Annotated in this window: 16 protein-coding genes; 4 read left to right on the top strand and 12 right to left on the bottom strand. The window is 50.7% G+C overall.

Going from position 1 to position 22296, the window contains the following annotated elements:
- Nucleotides 1–99 precede the first annotated feature (99 nt).
- Together ABEA66_RS11645 and ABEA66_RS11640 are read left to right on the top strand one after the other, a co-directional pair.
- Nucleotides 100–639 (top strand): RNA polymerase sigma factor, encoded by a 540-nt coding sequence (locus ABEA66_RS11645; protein WP_345587664.1) that lies wholly within the window; start codon nucleotides 100–102, stop codon nucleotides 637–639.
- Nucleotides 640–642: 3 nt separating this feature from the next.
- Complete coding sequence (locus ABEA66_RS11640) at nucleotides 643–1587, top strand: DUF4871 domain-containing protein (protein ID WP_345587663.1); 945 nt, start codon at nucleotides 643–645, stop codon at nucleotides 1585–1587.
- A 129-nt stretch (nucleotides 1588–1716) separates the two neighbouring features.
- Here the strand turns inward: ABEA66_RS11640 and helD are convergent, their stop codons facing one another.
- A complete protein-coding gene (gene helD / locus ABEA66_RS11635; RefSeq protein ID WP_345587680.1) occupies nucleotides 1717–4071 on the bottom strand; it encodes an RNA polymerase recycling motor HelD in 2355 nt (784 codons plus the stop codon).
- A gap of 1091 nt (nucleotides 4072–5162) precedes the next feature.
- Here helD and ABEA66_RS11630 point away from each other — a divergent pair.
- The gene (locus tag ABEA66_RS11630) at nucleotides 5163–5699 is read left to right on the top strand and encodes a DUF3221 domain-containing protein (RefSeq protein ID WP_345587662.1); all 537 of its coding nucleotides are present in this window, start codon (nucleotides 5163–5165) and stop codon (nucleotides 5697–5699) included.
- A gap of 299 nt (nucleotides 5700–5998) precedes the next feature.
- On the opposite strand, the gene ABEA66_RS11625 is transcribed toward ABEA66_RS11630, so the two are convergent.
- The 7 genes from ABEA66_RS11625 to ABEA66_RS11595 form a co-directional block, all read right to left on the bottom strand.
- Nucleotides 5999–8230 (bottom strand): glycosyl hydrolase family 95 catalytic domain-containing protein, encoded by a 2232-nt coding sequence (locus ABEA66_RS11625; protein WP_345587661.1) that lies wholly within the window; start codon nucleotides 8228–8230, stop codon nucleotides 5999–6001.
- Between the two features lie 16 nt (nucleotides 8231–8246).
- Nucleotides 8247–9542, bottom strand: a complete 1296-nt coding sequence (locus tag ABEA66_RS11620; RefSeq protein WP_345587660.1) for an ABC transporter substrate-binding protein — start codon at nucleotides 9540–9542, stop codon at nucleotides 8247–8249.
- A gap of 129 nt (nucleotides 9543–9671) precedes the next feature.
- Nucleotides 9672–10553, bottom strand: a complete 882-nt coding sequence (locus tag ABEA66_RS11615; RefSeq protein WP_345587659.1) for a carbohydrate ABC transporter permease — start codon at nucleotides 10551–10553, stop codon at nucleotides 9672–9674.
- Nucleotides 10554–10568: 15 nt separating this feature from the next.
- On the bottom strand, nucleotides 10569–11531 hold the full coding sequence (locus tag ABEA66_RS11610; RefSeq protein WP_377740679.1) for an ABC transporter permease: 963 nt from the start codon (nucleotides 11529–11531) through the stop codon (nucleotides 10569–10571).
- A 78-nt stretch (nucleotides 11532–11609) separates the two neighbouring features.
- On the bottom strand, nucleotides 11610–13259 hold the full coding sequence (locus tag ABEA66_RS11605; protein WP_079913458.1) for an extracellular solute-binding protein: 1650 nt from the start codon (nucleotides 13257–13259) through the stop codon (nucleotides 11610–11612).
- A 462-nt stretch (nucleotides 13260–13721) separates the two neighbouring features.
- The gene (locus ABEA66_RS11600; protein WP_079913459.1) at nucleotides 13722–15659 is read right to left on the bottom strand and encodes a chondroitinase-B domain-containing protein; all 1938 of its coding nucleotides are present in this window, start codon (nucleotides 15657–15659) and stop codon (nucleotides 13722–13724) included.
- Nucleotides 15660–15951: 292 nt separating this feature from the next.
- Nucleotides 15952–18282, bottom strand: a complete 2331-nt coding sequence (locus tag ABEA66_RS11595; protein ID WP_079913460.1) for a helix-turn-helix domain-containing protein — start codon at nucleotides 18280–18282, stop codon at nucleotides 15952–15954.
- A gap of 298 nt (nucleotides 18283–18580) precedes the next feature.
- Between ABEA66_RS11595 and ABEA66_RS11590 the strand changes: the two genes are divergently transcribed.
- Nucleotides 18581–19018: a MarR family winged helix-turn-helix transcriptional regulator gene (locus tag ABEA66_RS11590; RefSeq protein WP_225948575.1), complete on the top strand. Its 438-nt coding sequence runs from the start codon at nucleotides 18581–18583 to the stop codon at nucleotides 19016–19018.
- Nucleotides 19019–19131: 113 nt separating this feature from the next.
- Here ABEA66_RS11590 and ABEA66_RS11585 read toward each other — a convergent pair whose 3' ends face one another.
- The 4 genes from ABEA66_RS11585 to ABEA66_RS11570 form a co-directional block, all read right to left on the bottom strand.
- Nucleotides 19132–19686, bottom strand: a complete 555-nt coding sequence (locus ABEA66_RS11585) for an OsmC family protein (protein WP_079913461.1) — start codon at nucleotides 19684–19686, stop codon at nucleotides 19132–19134.
- 97 nt (nucleotides 19687–19783) lie between these two features.
- Nucleotides 19784–20320 carry a hypothetical protein gene (locus ABEA66_RS11580; RefSeq protein ID WP_079913462.1) on the bottom strand — a complete coding sequence of 179 codons (537 nt, stop codon included), beginning with the start codon at nucleotides 20318–20320 and terminating at the stop codon, nucleotides 19784–19786.
- A gap of 23 nt (nucleotides 20321–20343) precedes the next feature.
- Nucleotides 20344–21312: an ABC transporter ATP-binding protein gene (locus ABEA66_RS11575; RefSeq protein ID WP_079913463.1), complete on the bottom strand. Its 969-nt coding sequence runs from the start codon at nucleotides 21310–21312 to the stop codon at nucleotides 20344–20346.
- Nucleotides 21287–22294 carry an ABC transporter ATP-binding protein gene (locus tag ABEA66_RS11570; RefSeq protein ID WP_079913464.1) on the bottom strand — a complete coding sequence of 336 codons (1008 nt, stop codon included), beginning with the start codon at nucleotides 22292–22294 and terminating at the stop codon, nucleotides 21287–21289. The genes ABEA66_RS11575 and ABEA66_RS11570 overlap by 26 nt, the downstream gene beginning before the upstream one ends.
- Nucleotides 22295–22296: the final 2 nt, after the last annotated feature.

The raw sequence follows: 22296 nt of genomic DNA, 5'->3' as shown, positions 1-22296 counted from the left end.
TTTTCCGCAAAAAGTTTCATTTCTCCGTTTTTTTTGGGAACTAATCCCTAGGATAAAGGGTCTTATTTATAGAGGTGATACTTATTGGAGCGGCACTACTTGGAATTTTTGGCCGGAGGCTATGACCGCAATGCGGTCCTGAAAGAGCTCATGCAGAGCTACGGTGAAGACGTATGGAATTTCGCTTATTTTCTCACACGCCAGTCCCATGCGGCCGATGACATATCCCAGGACGTGTTTTTATCCGCATACGACAAGCTGTATTCCTTTCGCGGGGAGTGCAGCGTAAAGAGCTGGCTGTTGACCATTACGCGCAATAAGTCGCTTCATTATTTAAAGAGCGCCTTTATTCGGAAGGTGACTTTGCGGGATACATTGACTTTCCGTAAGGATGCCTCCCCTTCGGCTGAGCAGGTTGTTCTGGACAGACTGGAATCGAATCGGCTGTGGAGCTATGTCATGGAGCTGCCGCGCAAATACAGAGAGGCGATCATTCTGGACTACCACTATGGGCTAACCATGAGGGAAATCGCATTGCTGCTGGATATTTCAGAGGGAACGGTGAAATCGCGGGTGTTTCGCGCCAAGCAAAAAATATCGGAGCGTCTCGCCACAGCGGCCGAACGAGAGGAGGAGTAGAGCATGGATCATCAAAAGCCGGGTTGGGCAGAGGAAATGAAGGCCTCTCCATTTGCCGAAAATCATTTTACTCCGGAGCTTCAAAGCCAAGTTATCCAAAAGGCCTCCTTAACGAGAAGAGTAAAACCGGCATCGCGTGTAAGAGCCGTCGGAGCCGCCTTGGTGCTGGTCTCCATCCTAGCCTGTTTGGTCTGGATCGGAAAAGAGTACGGGACGTTCCCGTCACCCGCCTCCTCCCTTGGCGTCACATCGGGCCAGGAGCAAGTCCGACAAGTCTATTACGATAAAGGGAAGCTTGTCCTGGAGGTATTCCCGGACCCCGAGCTTAAAGCGGGACAGCCGTATGGATATATTTGGTCCTTTAAGGCCCCATTCGATGAGCTGAAAGGGAAGACGCTATCTATCACCGCTGAGCATAAGAAGTCGGGGCTGAAGCTGACCGTGCTGCCCCCCGTCGAAATAACGGAGCCCAGCAGCGGCTATCCCGGGCTGGAACGGTTTACGGCTACCTTCGGGCTTCCCTTCAGCGGGCTATGGCATTACACGGCGGTGCTGGACGGCCAAGCGTATGCCGATGTGGTCCTATCCGTACAAGAGCCTTCTTGGGAGGTCAGCCCGATGTTTCGTTCCGGCAGTTATGACATGCGGGGGATCGAGCATCAAGTCGGTTTTATCGATGCAGGGTTTATTGCGGGAGCAGGCCAAAAATATATGTGGCATTTCTGGGAAAACCGCGAGCCTCTGGAGGGAGCCTTTACAGTCAAAGCCGTCAAGCAAGGGGAGGAGCGGCTTATCGACGTATTTTCTGCTGCCTCCTTGGGCGGAGCGAACAACGGCGCCGACCGCACCGCCGTCTCTATGATGTCGCTCCCTGAGCCGGGGCTCTGGCGTCTCCTTCCCTATGTAGGAGACCGAATGCTCGGTTCTATCGTCGTCCGGGCGAAATAGAGGGAGCCACAAAGTTGGGCGAGTCTGTCGAGAAGCCTACAGAGCTTGAACTATGGCTAATATACTCCGGTGAGGCTCGGAGGCCTATACAGCAAAAAACCGGCCGCAGCGGCGGCCGGTTCTTTGTCATTAAGCGTGAATATTTTGCAGTACGTAAGTAGAAGCAGGCTGCGTCGTAATGAACGGGCTCAGCTCCCCGAGCGCGTAAATATGCAGCAGATGCATCGCACGCGTACATGCGGTGTAGAACAGCTTGCGTTCGCTCTCGCGGGCGTACTGCTCCTTCGAGCCATCGTAAAGGAGGACGGCGTCGAACTCCACACCCTTAGCGAGATACGCAGGGAGCACATGGATGCCCTTGGTAAACTCCGGCGTATGCTTCGTTATCAGCTGCAGCGGCAAGCGCCCCTGCAAGGCATCGAAGACATCGGCGCTTTCGCCCGCCGTCTTGCAGATGATCGCAATCGAATCGAAGCCGTCCGCGCGCAGCGCTTCGATATCGGCTGCAATGGCCTCGTGCAGGCTGCCTCGGTCGGCCGCCACCGTAACCTGCGGCTTGTCGCCGCTGCGGTTGAACGGGATGATCTCCTCGCCTCCCGGCACCATGCCGCGGGAGAACTCGACGATTTCCTGAGTTGACCGGTAGCTGCGGGTCAATCGGATCAGCTCCGTCTGCTCCGGTCCGTAGAGCGCCGTGATCGGGTCAAGCTCTCCAAGCGCCGAAGCGTGAGCGTAGATCGCCTGGTTCATATCGCCCAGCGCCGTCATGCGAGCGCGGGGGAACAGCCGCTTCAGGAATTCCAGCTGGAACGGCGAATAGTCCTGAGCCTCGTCTACGATAACATGGCGAACCGAGGTGTTCATCTGGAAGCCCAGCATCAGCTCGTTCAGATATAAGAGCGGCGTCGCATCCTCATACGCGATCTCCCCTTGCTCCATCCGGGCTAGCGTCTGCTTGCCTATTTCGGCCCACAGCGCCGGCTTGCCGGCTGCCCCGGATGCTTGCAGGAACAATCCGTCATCCTCGAATAACTGGCGGTAGACCGCCGTGACATGGACGAACTTCAGCCTTTTGATTCTGCCGCGAACCGGCTTCAGCTCCTCCTGCACGACCATCCGCGCAAGCAGGTCCTTCTCTACCTCGTAATCGTCGAAGGATTCTTCGCCATCCTTCTTCTTGCGGCGCATTTGGTTATAAGCCCGCTGATAATCCTCCGTCTCCAGCAGGTTGATCCGATCCTCCACCCATTCCGCCTGCCGCTCCTTCTTCTCGAATTCTCTTACTTCTTTCAAGAGCCAATCCCGGATCAGAACGATCCGGTTCGGAAGCCGGATCGAACGATCCATTTCATAGAATCGTTCTTTCATCTGTTCGGCAGAGACGATCGTTCTCCCTTGGAACTTAATCGGCTTAAAGATCATCCCTTCCTGCTCCAGCACTTCCTTATAACGGGAGATAACCTGCAAAAAATCAACGGAGGATTTGTAACGAATCCCCTCGATTCTCGCCTCATACCCCGGTTCGGACGCCGATGACAGCACATATTCCAGCTGGGTAAACGGATCCTCCAGATTGTACAATTTGCCAAGCCGGTGTTCCAAATATTGCTGGAACGTCGTCTGCTGCATGTTTTCTTCCCCCAGCTCGGGAAGTACTGTCGAGACATAGCTGTTGAACATCGGGTTCGGAGAAAACAGCACCATCTGATCGGCCTGCAAGGTGTCCCTATGCTTATACAGCAAATAGGCAACCCGCTGCAGCGCGGCGGATGTTTTACCGCTTCCCGCAGCTCCCTGCACAATCAGCATCCGGCTGCGGTCGTTCCGGATAATGCGGTTTTGCTCCTTTTGAATCGTGGCCACGATGCTTCTCATCTGAGCGTCGGAGCTTCGGCTCAGCACCTGCTTCAGAAGCTCATCGCCGATCGTAAGGCCTGTATCGAACATTAATTTGATTTGTCCGTCATGAATGACATATTGTCGTTTCAAATGCATCGTACCGGTCACATCGCCCGACGGCGTTTCATACGAGGCTGGACCCGGCGGGTAATCATAGTACAAGCTCGATACCGGAGCGCGCCAATCGTACACGAGGAACGTATTGTCATCCTCATCCGAAAAAGAAGCGATGCCCAAATAGATCTTCTCCGCTCCGCTCGTGCCATCCTCTGTAAAGTCAATCCGTCCAAAATAAGGCGTCTTGATCAGACGCTTCAGCTTCCCGAGCGCTATCGAAGCCTGACGATGCCGCCGCTCACGATCCGTGAGCACTTCAACCTGCTGCTTTAAGCTGAAGTAGGTTTCGGTCAGATCCTCCATCGTGCTTAGATTCACGGTTACTTCATCCCAAAAATGCCTGCGGATATCGACGACATCGGTTCTCACGTCGCCGACTTCTCCCGCCAGCTCCTCCATACGCTTGCCGATCTTTGCTGTAACCAGGTCCACTCGCTGCTGCTCTTCGCGCCAATCGATTTCCTTCATACTCAAAAAAATCGCCTCTTTTCGAATGGAATTCAAAACAAAAAAATAGGTTTGACATGGCTTGAACAGGATGCTATAATGATATTAGAAATGTTAATGTGGAGAAATATTACTTTCTGCGAAAACAGAAATGACCGAATCCCATTGTAACACTTCTGTTTTTTGAAATCAATATTTGGACTTGCTTAAACTAACGTCGCAAGACGTTTTTTTTATTTTCAGCTAGTAAGCATTGAATCGGCCCACCGCCGGCCCTTTCCCCAATGGAGTTATAGAATCCTCTAAATATAAATAATGGCCTATCAGAACATCGGCAGAATGGGCTTTACCAGATTCCAGAATTCGTACAGGTCCGCCCAAATCCCAACTAATCACTTCCAAGATTCCGGCGATAGATAGCAGAAAAGAGAGGATACTGACTACATAAAATGCCCTTTTCGCTTTTATCCATAATAAATGAATCAATACTAGCACGACTATCGATAAAATGCTCGAAAACACCACTGTTAGTCTTAATAAAAATAAAAACTCTTCTGCATTTGAGCTATTCTCTCGGAAAAAGTCAAGTAATTGCACACTAGTAACGAGATAAAGAGATATACAGTAAAAAATAAAAAAATAAAGGTAATAACATATAAAAGCTACCCATTTGACATACCTATTCATGCTGCCTTTATCCCCCAAAATCATTTACAGATTGTCTTATTCTACCACAACATGAACTGTACTAATAGGTTGAAACAAAAAACCGTCATGCACTTCCCTCGTTTAACCTCGAAGGGGACGCATAACGGTTTTTGCTTTTAGATACTAAGCTTTCCTTCTTAACAGCCTTAATGGTTAAACCCGAAAATTGTTATCCTAAATCGAACCCTTGTTTTGCAAGTTCCTACGGGTTTGCTTTTATTTTTTAAAAATTAGTGAAACAATGTACTCGTTTTGGAACGTCTTATAAATGTAAATCAAAAAAATAGGTAGAAAAGTGCTCATTTGAAACTCTTCAAATCAATCGTTCTATTAAATACTGCCTCGGCAGTATTATCTTTTTAACATTATTTTTTATTTTATTAAATAATGGAGGGACCTGAGACATGATCAAATTACTTGTAAATGCCCTATCTGTGGGAAGAGGACAAACGAAACTTTTCGTTATTTTTTCAATAATTATGTATTCGTTTTTACTATTAGGCTGCAGTTCCTCAGAGAAGGTGAAGGGCTTGAGTACGAGCATAACAGGGTATATTGTAAAAAATGAAAATACTCGCCTGCTTGTCGTTTCACAACGACCGTATCGGGATAAAGACTACGAAACAATATGGATCACAAGTAAGGATGCTGCTAACTTTACAGCTGGACAATTAGTTGAAGTACAATTAAAAGGCCAGATACAAACATCAAATCCGGCGCAGGGATTATCAGAAAAAATAAGCGTAATCAAAATGGATGCAATTCCTGGCGCACACAAAACCAAGGAAGACGTATTAAAAGAAGCTCTATCAAAACTGCAAAATGTTGAGGTCCCTCTAGTTAAAGATATAACATTTTCGAATGACAACAATAAATGGACTCTTACATTCTCTGATTCTAAAAATGCGGATCAAAAGGTAACTATAGACATAACCGATTAACCAGGTAAATCCGAGCAGCAATTTTTTTTGCTTGCAGAATCGGGTACTTCCAGAGCTGAAGAAATTTATTTTTAGGTCTTGATAACACGGAGTCTCGGTCTAATGTAGTGTAGTTTCTTAGGAGCAATAAATAAGCCCATTAAAGTAAATTGAAATCCGACTAATGTTCAATTTACTTAGTAATGGGCTATTTTTGTTCCCTTTAAAGGGAGTGTACCGATAGTCATTTATAAAAAATCATTGTCAACTAATTTTCTGACTGAAGTTCGTAATCTTCTCAACATTATTTACAAGAATATTCAACTTACTGGAAAAGGAATCCCATACCGGCGCCAAGGCTTGTTAGCGCCGAAATAATTGCACAAGCTCCGAACGGCGGGAACCGGTGCTATAACGAACGAGTCCGGGCGTTCCCCTTCGTATAACACGACTTCCTCGTCCTGGTTCAGGTCCAGCTCAATGAGACCGCCGCCCAGCAGCCTCACTGGCACTTCCCGTTCACCTATCACCCGAATGGCCGAAGTATCCAGCCAATCGGTTTGCAGCCGGCACGGCTCCCCCGCCAAGCTTTTGACGCGGATGAACGCTGTCCGTCCCTCTTTGCGCTGGGCGCTGAGGAGAAAAGCCCCTTCCGCCCGCAGATCGTGGAAGCTGACGTCTTTCCATGTGCTTGGAAGCGCTGGGAACACGCGAATTTTATCTCCCCAGCTTTGCAGCAGCAGATCGTGAATCGACTCTGCGCAGGCTAACGGGGACTCCATCACGGGCCCGGCTTCCCTGTACATCGTATTCGGCTTGATCAGATGCATGAAGGTTTGGATGTACTGCAGCGCTTCGTCTCCCTCTCCGATCGCCGCGGCGATAGAGGCAGCCCCGGTGAACGTGAAGCCGCGCATGTCCCCCTCCATGCCGGTCCAGTAGCGAAGCGACTTATGTATCAGCTTGCGCTCCTCCTCCTGCTCCCCCGTCATCTGGTGTAATGGGAACACGGCGAGCAGATGGCTGAAGTGCCGATGGCCGAATTCTATCGGAGCATCGCGCCCGAGCAGAAGCCCGTTCTCATCTACTGGATATGGGGTCAGGTGATCCAGCACAAACGTCCAACGCTCCGCTGCCGGATCCTCAAGCTGCAGCCTGTCGTTGATGCTGAGCAGCGTCTCACAGCCCCAGCGGATCAAGGACAGATCGTAGTGGCAGTCGGGAACGGTCATTTTCTTGAAGGAGCCGTACTCTGGTGAGACGGTCGGCGGCAGATGCAGCTTGCCGTCTTCCCCCTGCTCCAGAATATGGATGAAATATTGCACGCCGCGCTTTAACAGCGGCAGCAAGCCGTTTCTCAGCATCGACTCATCCATGGAATGGCGGTATTGACGCCAGTAGTTATGGCAGATCCAGAGCAGGTTGCCTGTCTCGTCCACTACCTTGCTCTTCAAATCGTAGCTGCAGCTGCGGCCCAGCCCCGCGGAGTCATGCCGATACTCCTCCGGAACGTTGGCGATCAGATGATCGAAATTAGCATCCAGCGCTCGGGTCAGTGACTCCCCCATCTCCAGTCTGTTGGACGTATACACCGGAGAATAGCTCATTTGAACGTTCATATTAAACCATACGCCCGGCCATGGGGTAGGCGCCATCCAGGGCCCTTGATTGTCTATGATCAAATGCTCCTTCCGGGTAGCGGAAGCCAGCTTATACATTTGAATCCAGTAAAAGCCTTCCAGCAAAGTATCCGGAATCGAAACGAAGCTTTGCGGATAATATGCATGCCACCAGCTCCGGTGCTGCTGCACCTCCTGCTCCAGATCGGCTTGCGCGGTTTGGCGTACAAGATCGGCAGCATCTTGCTTGACCGCGTCGCTAACCCCGTTCTGAATCGTCAAGTAACATACCCGATGATCTAAAGCGGCTTCTACCTCCTGCCATGCCGTTGTACAGCCGTCTCCCAGCGGATACTGCTGAACTCCGATATGTACCCCGTCTACTATGCTGCGGCTCACTTGAATGTCCGGAATGTACTGATTCAGATTGGGGCCGTCCGCGTTTTTCAGCACATGGGAAACCTCCGGCTCCGCATACCATTGAAGCTTCGCTTCGCGTTCCCCTTCGGAGGTCTCCAGCTCGATGACCATTACCATCTTTTCGCTGTGGATGAAGGCTCTCAACCCGATCTCCCCTACTGTAGTGACCACCCGCGCTTTGATTTCAGCGTTCCATAGATCAACCCTGATCTCCGTCGGCTGGTAAACCCATCCTACACATTCTAAATCGATCTCCCCGACCGGAATGCGCGGACTATAACCGCTTTTGCGCGCAGCCGTCACATCCGTGCGTCCCAGCACGAAGCGCAGCACGTTCCTTTTATCGCGATGCTCCTCCCCGAACATCATAGCGCCCATTAACCCGTTCCCAATGAATGCGCCTTCATTCCACGTCATAGGACGCGTTGTCCAAGTCATATCATGCCGGGATAAAAACTCTTTCCAATCCAGATTGACCTCAAGCCGGCTCGACTTCTCCTCTTCCACTCTCATACCGTTCTCCTCCCAGCTAGCGTTGTTCCTTCTTAATAGTCTGCTCTGCCGCCTCTTTGGCAGTCCGAAGCAAAGTGTTAATATCTGTATTGCCCGTCGTTAAAGCTTCGAACGCTTTATCGATTTCTTTGGACACGAAGGCATCGTTCTCATTGATCTGACGCATTGGTGCAGCCTTCAGTTTAAATATAGCCGAGGTGTTCTTCCCTTTCAATATGTTTACTTTCTCGCCGAACACCTGCTGCAGCTCCGCATCCTGAATCGCCGGCAGCTTGCCGTTCTTGCTCAGCTCCATCTGCGCCTCCTTGGAGGTCAGCTGCATCAGCACTTGAAAGGCTGCATCCTTGTGCTTGCTTGTCGAGGAAATAGCTATATTGTGCGAGTCAATACCATGGCCGATACCCGGCTTATCCTTCATAATGGGGAATGTCGCCATATCCCAATTCATCGGCTTGCCTTCCCGCTCCAATTGCTCGAGATTTTGCGTATTATCGTAGGTTATATATGTTGCCAGCGTCCGTTCCTTCAGGAACAGGTCGCGGTAATTTTTCATATATTGATTGCCGGGAATCGAGTAAAAATCCAGCATCGTCCGGAACGCCGTCACCCAGCCCTCGGAGGTTACGTCCACCTGCTTGGTGGCAGGATTAATATAGTTGAGGGACATCGGCGCTCCGCCCTTCAGCGCATACGGATTGACGCCTGAATACTGAACTCCGTCGACGACTCTTGTCAGCTTGCGGCTTAAATCGAGATAATCGTCCCAGGTCATGCCATCCTTCGGATAAGGAATGCCGAATTTATCAAAAATATCTTTATTGTAGTACGTTACCGCGTAATTGGTCGAGAACGGAAGCGCATACAACTTGTCGCTGCTGCCGCCCGCCTTGCGAATAGCATCCAATGCTTCCTTATTAAATGCATCCAATGGGAAGCTATTTTTCTTTGCGAGGGCATCGAGGTCCTCAACAACCTCCAGCTTCCGCATATCGGTGACGTACGGTGTACTGAGGAAGATGAGATCGGGCACATTGTCCGCAGCAATTAAATCCTCGATAGACGATCCTTTGGCATTATTAATAATTTCGATTGTGATGTTCGGGTACTTTTTCTGAACGGGCTCTATAATATATTTTTTTATGCTGTCCTCGGGATACGCAATACGCATGAACAGCTTTAACGTCACCGGTTCATTGCTAACCACAGTCTGACCCTTGCCCTCTTCCTTGGGCGAGGAGCTTCCCCCGGCTCCGCAGCCTGCCATCAAGACAAGCGCCATAGCCGCCAACCACATTCTGGATGGATGTAACATCGATAAGGTCCCTCCAATTCTTCATCCCCTGTATTCGCATTGCTCTTCTAGTGGGATCGGGGAGAAGGCCGTCCGAACAGGACAGCCTGTCTCCGCCGTGGAACCCGCTATCGCTTGAGAGCAACCGGATTATCCTTTAATAGCACCGACCAAGGCGCCTTTCACAAAATATTTTTGCAGGAACGGATACACCAGCAGGATCGGCACGGTGGCAACGACAATCGTTGCGTGCTTCAGTGTCTCCGACAGCATCGCGATATCGCTTGCGCTGGAACCGGACGCCATATTACTCGCTTCATTTTGCAGCAAAATCTCTCTTAAAATCAGCTGCAGCGGATACAACGAGCGATCCCGCAAGAAAATCATCGCGTTAAACCAGGAATTCCAATGGCTTACACCGTAATACAGCAGCATGACAGCAATAACCGGCATGGACAGCGGCAAAATGATCCGGAATAAAATGACGAATTCGTTCGCCCCATCGATTTTAGCCGATTCCTCCAAGCTGTCCGGGATTGCTTCAAAGGAGGTTTTCATGATGATCAGGTTAAAGGTGCTGATGGCCTGCGGAATAATCAAGGACCATAAAGTGTTGGTAATGCCCAGCCCCTTGACCGTCAAGTAGAACGGAATTAATCCGCCGTTGAAAAACATAGTGAACACGATGAACAGCATGATCGGCTTACGGAACTTCAAGCATTTGCGGGATAGCGCGTAGGCCCCCAACGAGGTGAAAAAGATGTTAAAAGCCAAGCCGACAATAACAACAAACAGCGTATTGCCATAGCCTTTAAGGATCATCGGATTGTCGAACACCATTTTATAGGCATCCCAATTAAACCCAAGCGGCTTCAATAGAAATCCTTTGTGGGCCATATATTCGCCAGGATCGCTTAAGGAAGCGAAAATGACGTAGATTAACGGGTAAATCGTTGTAATCATCAACAAGGTCAGAAATACGGCGTTACTCCACTCAAAGGCGATTTCACCCAGCTTTTTTCGATACGGCATACTCCAGCCCTCCCTCTACCATAAGCTCGTCTCGTTGAGCCTGCGGCTTAACCAGTTCGAAAAAATGACCAATGTGAAATTGATGACCGAGTTAAACAAGCCGACAGCGGAGCTGAAGCTGTAATTCAATTCCTGCAGACCGATACGGTACACATAAGATCCGATGACATCGGCGGTTTCGTAAGTCGACGGATTATAGAGCAGAATGATTTTCTCCGAACCGACATTCATCAGCCTGCCGATATCAAGAATGATCAGGATCACGATCGTCGGCATAATACCGGGAAGCGTAATATGCAGCATTTGCTTCCACCGGCCCGCACCATCGATCTTGGCGGCCTCATACTGCTCCGGGTCGATGCCTGTTAATGCCGCTAAATAAATGATCGTTCCCCAGCCGATGTGCTGCCAAATACCGGACGAAATGAATAGCGTTCGAAAATATTCCGGCTCCAGCAAGAGCGAGATTCGTTCCCCGCCGAAATAGGCGATCACATCGTTGACAATGCCTGAACTGGAAGTGAATTCCTTGATCATCCCGCAGACGACAACCAGCGAGATAAAATGCGGCATATACGTCACGGTTTGTACCGTTCTTTTGAACAAGGAGGAGCGGACTTCATTCAGCAGCAGCGCCAGGATAATGGGTGCCGGGAATCCGAACAGCAGCTCGTACAAGCTGATCAGGATCGTATTTTTCAAAACCCGCCAAAAGTAAAGCCCGCCGAAAAAGCTTTGAAAATGCTCCAGTCCCGCCCATGGGCTGCCCCAAATGCCAAGCCTTGGCGAATAATCCTTAAAAGCTATGATGGCGCCATACATCGGCACATAATGGAAGATGGCAAAAAACAAAATGACAGGCGCCAGCATTAAATACAGCAGTTTATTTTTGCGAATATCTCCAAGCCATTCAACAGCCAAGTTCCTCTTTGCCGGGTAGGGAACCGTATTCGGCTTCGTGAGCGTTTTCGTGCTCATCCTCATTCCCTCTCTCTTGTTGTAGTTAAAAGGGAACCGGCAGTCCAACCTGCCGGATCTCCCCATTGGCTTCCTCCATTAACGCTTGTTATAGCGGTCGAGGGCATCCTGATAAATTTTGACCGCGCGCTCAATCCCAAGCTTCTTGATCTGCGCTACATAAGTATCATAATTATCGAGCGGTTCCTTGCCGACTACGAATTTCACGAACATTTCTTCCTTGTAATTCGTGACGTCGTTAATGATTTTGCCGAGCTCCTTGCTCTCCTCCGCCGTTGGCGTCAGGAATAATGGAATCGTGTGCTTCTCCGCATCGGTCGCTCCCCAAATCGCCGGCGCCTCGTCCTGCTGCTTATAGGAGTTCCAGCTTCTGCGTTCGTCCGCTTCGTAAGGACCATTCGGCTTCGTATATTGGGAAATCATTTGCTGAAGATTGTACTTATCGTTCTTCACAATTTTATCCGTATACTTGGGAATGCCTTTGTCCATCGTGTAGCTGTCGCCTTCGATACCGAAGTTGAAGAGCAGCCCGCCTTTTTCGCTGTAGGCGTAATCGAGCCATTTGGCAACCAATTCCGGGTTTTTGGCTCCGGTAGTGATGGCTTTGCTTGCCCCCGGGCTGTATTTGAAATCACGGTGCCCGGTGAACGGCTTCTCGCCCTTTTTAAGCGATGGGTACGGGGCAGCGACCAAATTGTATTTAGGGTCCTTTCCTTTCATTGTATCCAGCCATTTGCCCAAGCCGCCGCTTTGCAGACCTACGGTGGCCCCTGTTTGGCCGCTTAGCATCTTGGTATCCAGCGCCTTGCCGTCCGTCAATGCAAAATCTTTGTCAAACAGCCCTTCCGCGTACCATTTGCGCAGCAAGGCTAACGCGTCCTTGTATTGCGGATCGATAGGACCGAATTTCACTTTGCCCTGATCGTCCAGGTAGAACGAGTTGGAGGTTTTGTAAGCGCCGATGAATGCATCGCGCATCTCCAGGTTGCCATTCACGTAGGTGACGGATAATGGAGCCGTGGCACCTTTCTTCTCTTTGAAGGCCTTCAGAACAGTTTCCCATTCATCGATGGTCGTCGGCATTTGAAGTCCAAGATCATCGAGCCAGTCCTTACGGATAATCGGTCCGCGGAATACGAGTCCGGAAGGGTTACGAATCATCGGGAATACATAGTATTTGCCGCTGTCCGTCTTGATCATTTTGTCGAGCTCTTTATCCGCCTGCAGCTTCTTCTTCAAGTTCGGCGCATATTTATCGATAATATCGTTCAACGGAACGATAACCTTATCGGCAATAGCTTTCTCCGGGCCGCCAGGATACGAGCCCGCGCTGCGTCCGGTCCAGTCATACTCCACCGTATCGGGAAGCTCATTCGATGCAATCATCAGATTGAATTGTTCTTTCGTTTGATTGTCGGCCGGGTGAATATATTTCACCTTTACCCCTGTTTCCTTCTCCAACTGTTTGCCGAAAGGCAGATCCGCCAAGTTGGGTGCGAAGGTGGTGGCGTTATTATTCAGACTCTCCCAGGAGGTGATGCCTTCCGTCGTTTGCAGCGGATAGCTGCTGCCTAATCCGGCTTGCCCTTTCGCCGCATCCTTCCCTCCGCTTCCTGTCCCGCTATCTGTTCCCGACTTACTGCAGCCTGCGAGAACCAACCCGCCGGCCAAACTAATCGCCAATCCGACACCGACGACATTTTTTACAGATCGATGCTTGCGCTTCATCCAAGAATCCCCCTAGTCTATATTTTCACCATATCCATGAAACTGTGGAGTGCACTCATGGCCTCATTATGCTATGTCCCCGGTCAAATGCCTATCTACAAAAAGTGAAATCGTCGATAAAATCGATACTTCCGGATCGGTACTTTAGGTATTGTTCGGCAATTGTTGAAAAAACGGTTCCTAAGAACAGCGAGGTTGTTGAGTACCCCGGAGAACTTGAAATATTGCTGCTCTATTCCAGTGGGATATGCCCCTCCAGCCGCTGTTGAAACCTGTGAATGGGGATTATATTTTGCGGTATTTTCACAGGTTTCAAAGGCGGACGTGAACTCCTCCGAGGCATACCCCACTTCCTTAGATAGCAAATTTCTCGATTCGGGCATCTCAACAAGCTTGCTGTTCTAATGAACCGTTTTAAGGGTAAGAAAGGGAGGGAGACCCCTCCCCCTGGTTCAAGATGCACTACGGTGTTACAGGGCCGACATCCGAAACGGTCAAAGGCTTGCGTACATCGGAGCTGGAGGCGTAATATTCATCCGCGCCGATATCGCTGATGCCCGAACGGGCTTCACCGTCCATATCCTCCGTAACGTAAGTGAACGTTCCGCCTGAAGCGTTGATAGCCTGCGTGCTTGCCGAGGAGAGCTTCTTCAGCATGAGCGGGCTGGAGGTCATGCCTTCGTTGACATCGACCAGATTAGGATCGGCATTTTTCACCTGTGCGCTAGTGGCATTAAAGTTACTCGCGCTTTGACCGAAACCGATATTGTTCTGGAATATTGGATTCACAGCTGTTCCGACGTTGTACATAGGCGTTGCGTTGATGCCAACCATGAGATTATTGGCTATTTTCACATCCTGCGGAGCGTAGTTCGGCGTTCTCGTCTTCATTCCGACGTTGATGCCGCTGGTGCTGTTAACAATCGTGTTGTTGACGATTTCCGCACGATACACCTTCCAATGCTTCGTCAAATCATCCTTCGTAGGATTGGTGCTGTACCCGTCGGAGCCTCCATCATAGTCACCGCTATCGACATTAACAGCGTCCATGGTTAGACCCGACATATAGTTGTTATAAATTTTGTGATCGTTGCCGTAAATCCGGAAGCCGCCGACCTTCGCTTTGACGCCGTCGCCCAAGATGAAATTGCCGTAGTAGCTGTTCGCATGGCCATGACGAGCCGTGATTTGACCTCGTGAATTTTTAACGGTGTTGTATCGGATCGTGTTGTGGCTGCTCTTAACGGAGATGACTTCGTCGTCGTTATCCGTATTTTCGAACAGATTATACTGCACCTTGGCTAGGCCGTCCGACATGGACATGCCGGATAGGCCGACGCGAATGTTTTCCCCGCCGTTGTCCGTAATATAGCTCCAATCGTGGAAATAGTTATACTCGATCGTATCATTTTGAGACACTTGGGTACCGGCTCCATCGACGGAGATCATCTGCCCGATGCCGTTGCGCGGACCGAATTCATTATGGTCTATCATGTTGTGATGGCTGTTGGCTCCTGTAAGCTCCACCCATTTCACTAAAGTGTTGGGGTCGCTTTGCTGCAGCTTGAAGAGATTGTTCGTCAAGCGAATGTTGTTGCTGGCGTTCAGCGATATTCCCGGCGTCAGTGCGGTGCTCGTCAGCTTTAAGCCTTTTATGACGATGTAGGAGGAGCTTTTGACAAGGAAGCTGCCGGACAGGACGGCTTGCCCTTGATTCGCCGCTCTTATCGTAATCGGCTGGCTGCTGGTTCCGTTCTTGCCCGAAATGACGAATCGCCCGGCAACCACTGGGCTCTCCGTGTTATTGGAGTTATAGTACGTGCCGTTAGCCAGCACGATCTCAGTTCCTGCCGTCGCATTGTTAAGTGCAGTCACCAATTGGGCGGAGGTCGACACATTGACTATATTGGAGCCTGTCAAATCCTCTCCGTAGATTTCAACCTCCGTGTAGCTGTTCCACGCACTGGCCGAGTTCATGTGGCCGATAATGCGCACATAACGGGCCCCGCTCACATCCGGAAAATCGAAGGTCTGCAAGCTGTTGTTCATAGCGCTCGTTACGTTAGATTTAGCGGTTGTGAATGTCGTTCCATCCGCAGAAGTTTTGATATCGAAATTGAACGTACGCGTATCCCCGCTTTGGAAGGCGATTTTGACATACGCGACCTTTTTGCTGGAGCCTAGGTCGTATTGAATCCATTGATTGTCTCCGCTTGCCGACCAACGTGTCGCCAGATTACCGTCAACCGTATTGGCCGGCACATTGCCGTCATCCGCGCTTGCGGTTACAGCGGAAGCGGCGATACTGAATTTCGCATCCGCAGCATACCCCATGCCGGGAAGCAGGGCTGTAAATAGAAGCAAGCATAAGCAGATGGACCACATTCTTCTTTTGATCATCAATTTTGCACCGTCCTTTGGCAGGCTTTTTTGATACCGGCATTTCTAAAAAAGGAAGCGTTATCAAAACATCCTTTGCTTCTTCCTCCCGCATCCCTCCTTCAGCATCCGTATCCAATGGAGTGCGCACTCACTCTATTATGAACGTCCAACTGCCCGCCAAAGTAAATCTCGAAAACGTAAAATGATCGTTAAAAAGCAAACTTGGACCCATAAAAAGTACCTATATAAAACGGAGAGCCGCAAAAGCTCAGCTTTTGAACGGCTCGGACAAAACAACAATGAGTGCTTTTTACGTCGGAGGAGTTTTGGTATATTTGCCGGGCGTGATGCCCTCAAACTTTTTGAAAATACGCAAAAACGTATTAACGTCATTGTAACCGACCTTGCCGGCCACCTCATTGACGGTATATTTCTGCTCCAGCAATAGCTTCTTGGCTTCCTCCAGGCGGGTTTTATTGATGAAATCCAACAGAGCTTCGCCCGTATATTCCTTGAACAGCCGCGACACATACGAAGGCGTCAGATCGAACGCTCCCCCTATCATCGATATGTTCAAGCTCTCCTCGCTGTAATGCTCCTTCACAAACGTCTGGATCTGCTCGACAAAATGCTTGTGATGGTTTTTCTTTTCCTCGTTGATGGATTCGCATACCTGAAGGAGCACCTTGTTAAGGTGGGTCTTCATGTCCTTAATCGTTTCGCAGCTCATCAGACGGTCAATCGCATCCGCTTGGTCAAAAAATTCCTTCCTGCTGCTCGCATTCACTTCGTCGATCGTCTTCAGCATGGTGCTGACCAAATCGAACATGAGGCACTGGGCCATTCGGACGGACATGGAGATGCCCGATACATTTTTCTCAAAGATTTGCTCCAGGAGCTCCTGAGCTTTAGCCACATTGCCGGTTTTGATAAAATAAATGAACTGCTGCTCGACATGAAGCGGATAATCGTAGGTACGACGTGCTTGCCCGTTCTCATTTTCCTTCAATTCCTCATAAGACAGAATCTCCCCGCTGCCCATAACGATCCGGTATTCCATCGCTTCCATCGCCTCTTGATACGCTTGGGCAATCCCGACCAGCTCTTGCCTCACCCCGCTGATCGATACCGTTAATTCGGCATGAATATGCTCCTTGATAAACGCCTTGGCGCTGTCCGCAATCCGCTGGAGCTCCTGGAGCGGGTCCTGCTGCGCTGCGTCCACATTCATAATGCAGGCCAGCACATCATCCATCTCGACGGAATAAGCCGTGATATGGGCACCCGCCAGCTCCTCGATAACGTTCGTAATAACAAAATACAGCATCTGCGCCTTATGATCGGCTCCCGGCTGCTCCGAGTCATCATTGAACTTGCCGTAATGCTCGACGTGGAACAGCAGCACCGCAAACTGATCGGATCTTAGCTGCATGTCATGAGCGGCCAATGATTCGTAAAGCGGCACTCCCCCGTCGGTCTGTCCCTTCAGCAATCTCCGCAAAAAGTGGGAGCGGATCGCATTATGATGCTGCTTGAGCCGCTGGTATACCTCTTCTTTTTCCGCGAAGGTGTTATTCATGGCCGCTTGAAAAAACACATACTCATTGGAGCCGATATCGAACGGAACCCCTGCTTTTTGGGATAAGCTCTCAATGAGAGTGCGGATGGGCAAATAATTTCGCCGCAAAAATAAATACGTTACGATACCGCCGAACAGAAAGCATAAGAACACGCTCCACAACGTCACTTTCTTCACAAAATTCATTTTCTCCGAGTAAATATCTGCCGGAATAAGCGAAACGTATTTCCACCCGGTCACATCCGAGGTTGTGTAGGACAGCGCCAGCTTGCGGCCGTCGGCTCCTTTTTCATACAACAACCCCTTTGCCCCTGTAAGTCTATCGTACTGCAGCCCGGAAGGGATATCCTGCTCGCCGATATTGGTCGCCACGACCCGGTTCTGCTCGTCCATGATGACCACATGTGCGTTCGCTTGAGGAGGAATCGTCTCCAGCAGCTTGGAGTCCTTCATAATAAACATGATGACGGCACCCGATGAATCCGGATAATCGCCGAGGATCGTCCTCGCATACATGACAGATTTCTCTACCCCTTTATCGTTCCAGCTGATAACGGGGGTGTAGCCTTGAATATATTTTTGGGCAAAATAGTCCGCCCATTCCTCATATTTCGTATCCTTCGTCTGCCGCAGCACCGAGTATAAGCTTTCGAGACTCATCCGATTATAGGTGGAGAGCACCGTGTTGCTGTTTCTATAGTAGACGTACAGCTGACTGATGAAATCATTAGCCATTTTAAAAACCCGGACATCCCCCGCGATATTAAACAACTGGAAGTGGTCGTCATCCGTCAGAGGCGCACTTACATTAATAAAGCTGGTTACCTTTTTGTTGTAAGCGATTTCCAAAGTGAGCTGTTCCAGGCTCTTGAGCTTGCTGTCGATAGCTTGTTCAATCTGGGTCAGCAGAAGCTCGTTCGACCGGTTCACTTCATTCTCTACAATACGCAGGGTTGCTATATAGATAATGACGCTGATGATAATCGGGACCAGCAAAACGGAAATATAAGAGATCAGCCATGTCGTCATAACGCTACGGCTATTCAGTCGGATTCTTTTCATTATGGCCAGCTCCCCCGGATGCTCTACGAATTGATTTGAAAATAGGGACAAACGTCACTCTCTCATTATATAGAAAAAACGGCATTACCGCATGGTTTATCTTCATTTGGTTTCGAACAATATTCATATCCCCGCGTGCGAGACTGCGAGCAGGATATCGGCCGTGCTACAGGCTTCTGGCCAGTGAGGACGCCGGCTTTATCACGGGACAAACCATTATGGTTGACGCAGGCTCTGTTATGTTAAGATAAGGACAGGCATTCGATGCCTGACTTATATTTCGACTGAGGTGTCCTTATTGCTGACAGGAAAGAAAAAAGAGCTGTCTCGTTTATATGCCCGGCAAACTTCGGATTATGTAAATGAGTTCACTAAAATCATATGGAGCTACGATCTGACCGATTCCCAGTACGCCTTGCTGCAAATTGTGAACCGAGAAGGCAAGAAAACTTGCTCCTACCTGGCTGAATCCCTTGGCGTCACCCTCTCGGCAGTGACCAATCTTTCCAATAAGCTGGTGAAAAAAGGGTTCATCGAGCGCATCGTTCCGGAAAACGACCGCAGAACGACGTTACTGCAAATTACGGATGCCGGAAAAGAAATGATGCAAAAAATGATCGACCGCTATACGGAAATTTCGGAGGGCATGTGGACCGGGTTTTCGGAGGAAGAGATGGAGCTGCTCATCGGAAGCTACAAGAAGATGATTGCCAATCTGGAGCGAGAGAAGAAATAAGGAGTGCTTTACGTGACGTGACGAATACCCCAAAGATCGACGGCGTTATCCGCTGTCTTTCCTTGGGGTATTTTGCATTCCCTTTGCTAATCTTAATCTGCAGGGCAAAGATGCTAAACCTGCTGCTCCTGCTTGGCCTCAGGGGCCGTATGGATAATCTCGCCAACGATAATTTGCGGATTCGCAAGAAGGTTCAGCACAGGGCACACCCGCTCCACCGCTTCATGAAGCTCGGCAATCGTTTCTTCGGATTCGGGAGATACAATATGCAGCTTGTACTGAATATTGTGCGGGTAGATAGGGATCTCCTCATAGCCCGGCTTGCCTGCCAGCGGATGCTGCTGTCCCGTCACTTCAACCTCCAGGGACTCCAGCTTCACGCCGCGTTCAGCCGCTTGAATCAAAGTGATATGAGTCAAGCAGCTGCCTAATACGCCTAGCTGAAGCTCAGGAGAGCTTGGTCCGAGATCATACCCGGCAAAATCCGGCGGGCTGTCGCTGATGATCTGAAAATCGCGGATGCGGATTTCCCGTACGCCGCTGCGGCCTTTGGCACGCACCTTGGCTCCAAAACGGTTAGGGGCCAGATTCGGGTCGTTTTGGGCTTTTTCGCGTCTTGCGATGGAAGCCTCACGCTTCTCCAGCAAATATTCATTTAATGTGCTCATGCAATAACACTCCTTTTATTATTTAAAATATAGAATGATGACTTTGTAACTTACGATTCCTTAAATGAGGTGAGATCAGTCCGTGTAGGGAGCAGCTTTACCCGGCCTCACCTCCTTCGAAGCGGATCGTTTGATGATAGAGGCGATCTATGCGAATGGTTATTGATGGCTCCTCTTGAAATTCGTGGAACGATGGATCGGAAGAAGACTCCTCCCGTCTCTCCTTCGGCTCGATTTCACTTATCTGCCAAAACGCCGGGATCGTCGCCTGGAGTACAGCGATGCTGCTTCGGCCAAGACGGAGCCCTTCCAGCGCGCCTTCAGATGCCTCGTAGTCCTCCTGCTCTTTCAAGCCAAAGCGATAGAGAAGATAATGGATCAACCCCCGCACCGTCAAAAATTTGAATTCATAGCCGTCCAGAATGGCTTGTTCAAGCTCATCCTTATTTTGCTCTCCATACTCGATCAAAATATCCCACGGCAGCCGCTCCGGTCCTAATGCCTTCAGCGTGTCCGTATCCTTACGATGAATGACATCGATTAACGCTTCACCTGATAATCCTCCCGCTCGCGCTATTTCCAGGCGGATTCCTACGGGCTGCGGCAGTCTTACTTTCGTTCCTTTGTTGGTCATGGCAACCACGCCTCCTTCACAGCCTATATCAAATGACAAGCGGCATAATGTCCTCCGCCCACGTCGCGAAATTGCGGCTCCTGTTCCCGGCATACTGGCGCGGCCATCGGGCATCGGGTATGAAACTTGCACCCCGACGGCGGATTGGCCGGGCTCGGAATGTCGCCTTTCAAGACAATGCGCTCCCGTCTTGCGTTGGGGTCGGGTATCGGAATGGCTGACAGCAGCGCTTTCGTATACGGATGCTGCGGCCGGGCGAACAACTCGTCCCGCGGAGCCAGCTCGACAAGCGAGCCGAGATAGAGCACGCCTATCGTGGAGCACAGATGCTCTACCACACTCAGATCGTGCGAGATGAACAAGTACGTCAGCTGCCTGCTCTGCTGCAGGTCATGCAGCAGGTTAATGATCTGCGCCTGGATGGAAACATCCAGAGCCGAGACCGGCTCATCCGCTACGATAAACTCCGGATTCAGGATCATCGCTCTGGCGATCCCGATCCGCTGACGCTGTCCGCCGGAGAATTCATGCGGATAACGGTCGATATGATAAGGCGCCAAGCCGCAGAGCGACAGCACCTCCTGCACCCTCTCCCGCGCCTCCGCCTTCGTTGCTGCGATTCCGTGATCCAGGAGCGCCTCCCCAATGGCGTCACCGATACGAATACGGGGATGGAGCGACCCGTAGGGGTCCTGAAAGACCATCTGCATCCGCGGACGGATACTGCGCAGCTCGGCGGGTGAGAGCGCGAACAGATCAATGCCGTCGAACCGTACCTCTCCATCCGTTTTGTCTGACAGCCGCAGGAGCGTCCTGCCTATCGTGCTTTTGCCGCTGCCTGACTCTCCTACCAGCCCGAAGGTTTCCCCGCGCCGTATCGTCAGGTCGATGCCGTCCACGGCTCTAACATCGCCGGTTTTGCCGCCAAAGAAGCCTTTCCGGATCGGAAAATACGTCTTTAACCCGTTAACCTGAACTAACGGCTGGGACATGCGCTCTCGCCTCCTCGTACAGCCAGCATGCGACCGGATGGCCGTCCCCCGCCTCGCGCAGAGGCGGCTGCTTCGTGCGGCACTGGTCCATGCAGTGCTCGCATCTGTCGCTGAAATAGCAGGCATCGCCTAAGCCGACAGGTCTCGGCACTTGGCCGGGAATAGAGTATAACCGTTCCTGCCGCTGCCCGATGACCGGTCTGGACTTCAGCAGCCCTTGCGTATAAGGATGCTTCGGCCGCTCGAATAAGTCGCGGACCGGAGCCTGCTCGATGACCTTGCCGCAGTACATCACGACGACATAATCGGCCATCTCGGCCACAACGCCGAGATCATGGGTGATGAGCAGGATCGACATGCCCTGCTCCTGCTTGATCTCCCGCAGCAGATCGAGTATCTGCGCTTGGATCGTCACGTCCAGCGCCGTCGTCGGCTCATCGGCGATAAGCAGCTTCGGATTGCAGCAGAGCGCCATTGCAATCATGACCCGCTGCAGCATCCCGCCGCTCAGCTCATGAGGATAGGCGTCCGCAATCTCCCTTGCCCGCGGAATGCCGACCCGTTCGATCAGCTCTACCGCGCGGATGCGGGCTATCTTTTTGCTTACGTTCAGATGCCGGATCAAAGGCTCCATCAGCTGCTCTCCGATGGTCAGCACCGGATTCAGGGAAGACATCGGCTCCTGAAAAATCATGGCCAGATCCTTGCCCCGCAGCCGATGGATGTCTTTCCTCCCGGCCTTTAGCAAATCCTGATCTTCGAACAGGATGCGGCCGCCCATAATGCGGCCCGGCGGCTCCTCGATCAATCCCATCATCGATAGCGCCGTGACGCTTTTGCCGCAGCCGGATTCTCCTACCAGCGCCACCGTTTCTCCCTCATGTATGCGGAAGCTCACACCATTGACCGATTGGACGACGCCTTCCTCGGTGTAGAAATACGTATGCAGATCTTGAAATTGTGCCAGAGTCCTCCGGGTCAAGC

The organism is Paenibacillus vulneris, from assembly GCF_039543185.1.
Lineage (GTDB): Bacteria > Bacillota > Bacilli > Paenibacillales > NBRC-103111 > Paenibacillus_S > Paenibacillus_S vulneris.
This window is presented reverse-complemented; position numbering and strand designations above follow the sequence as displayed.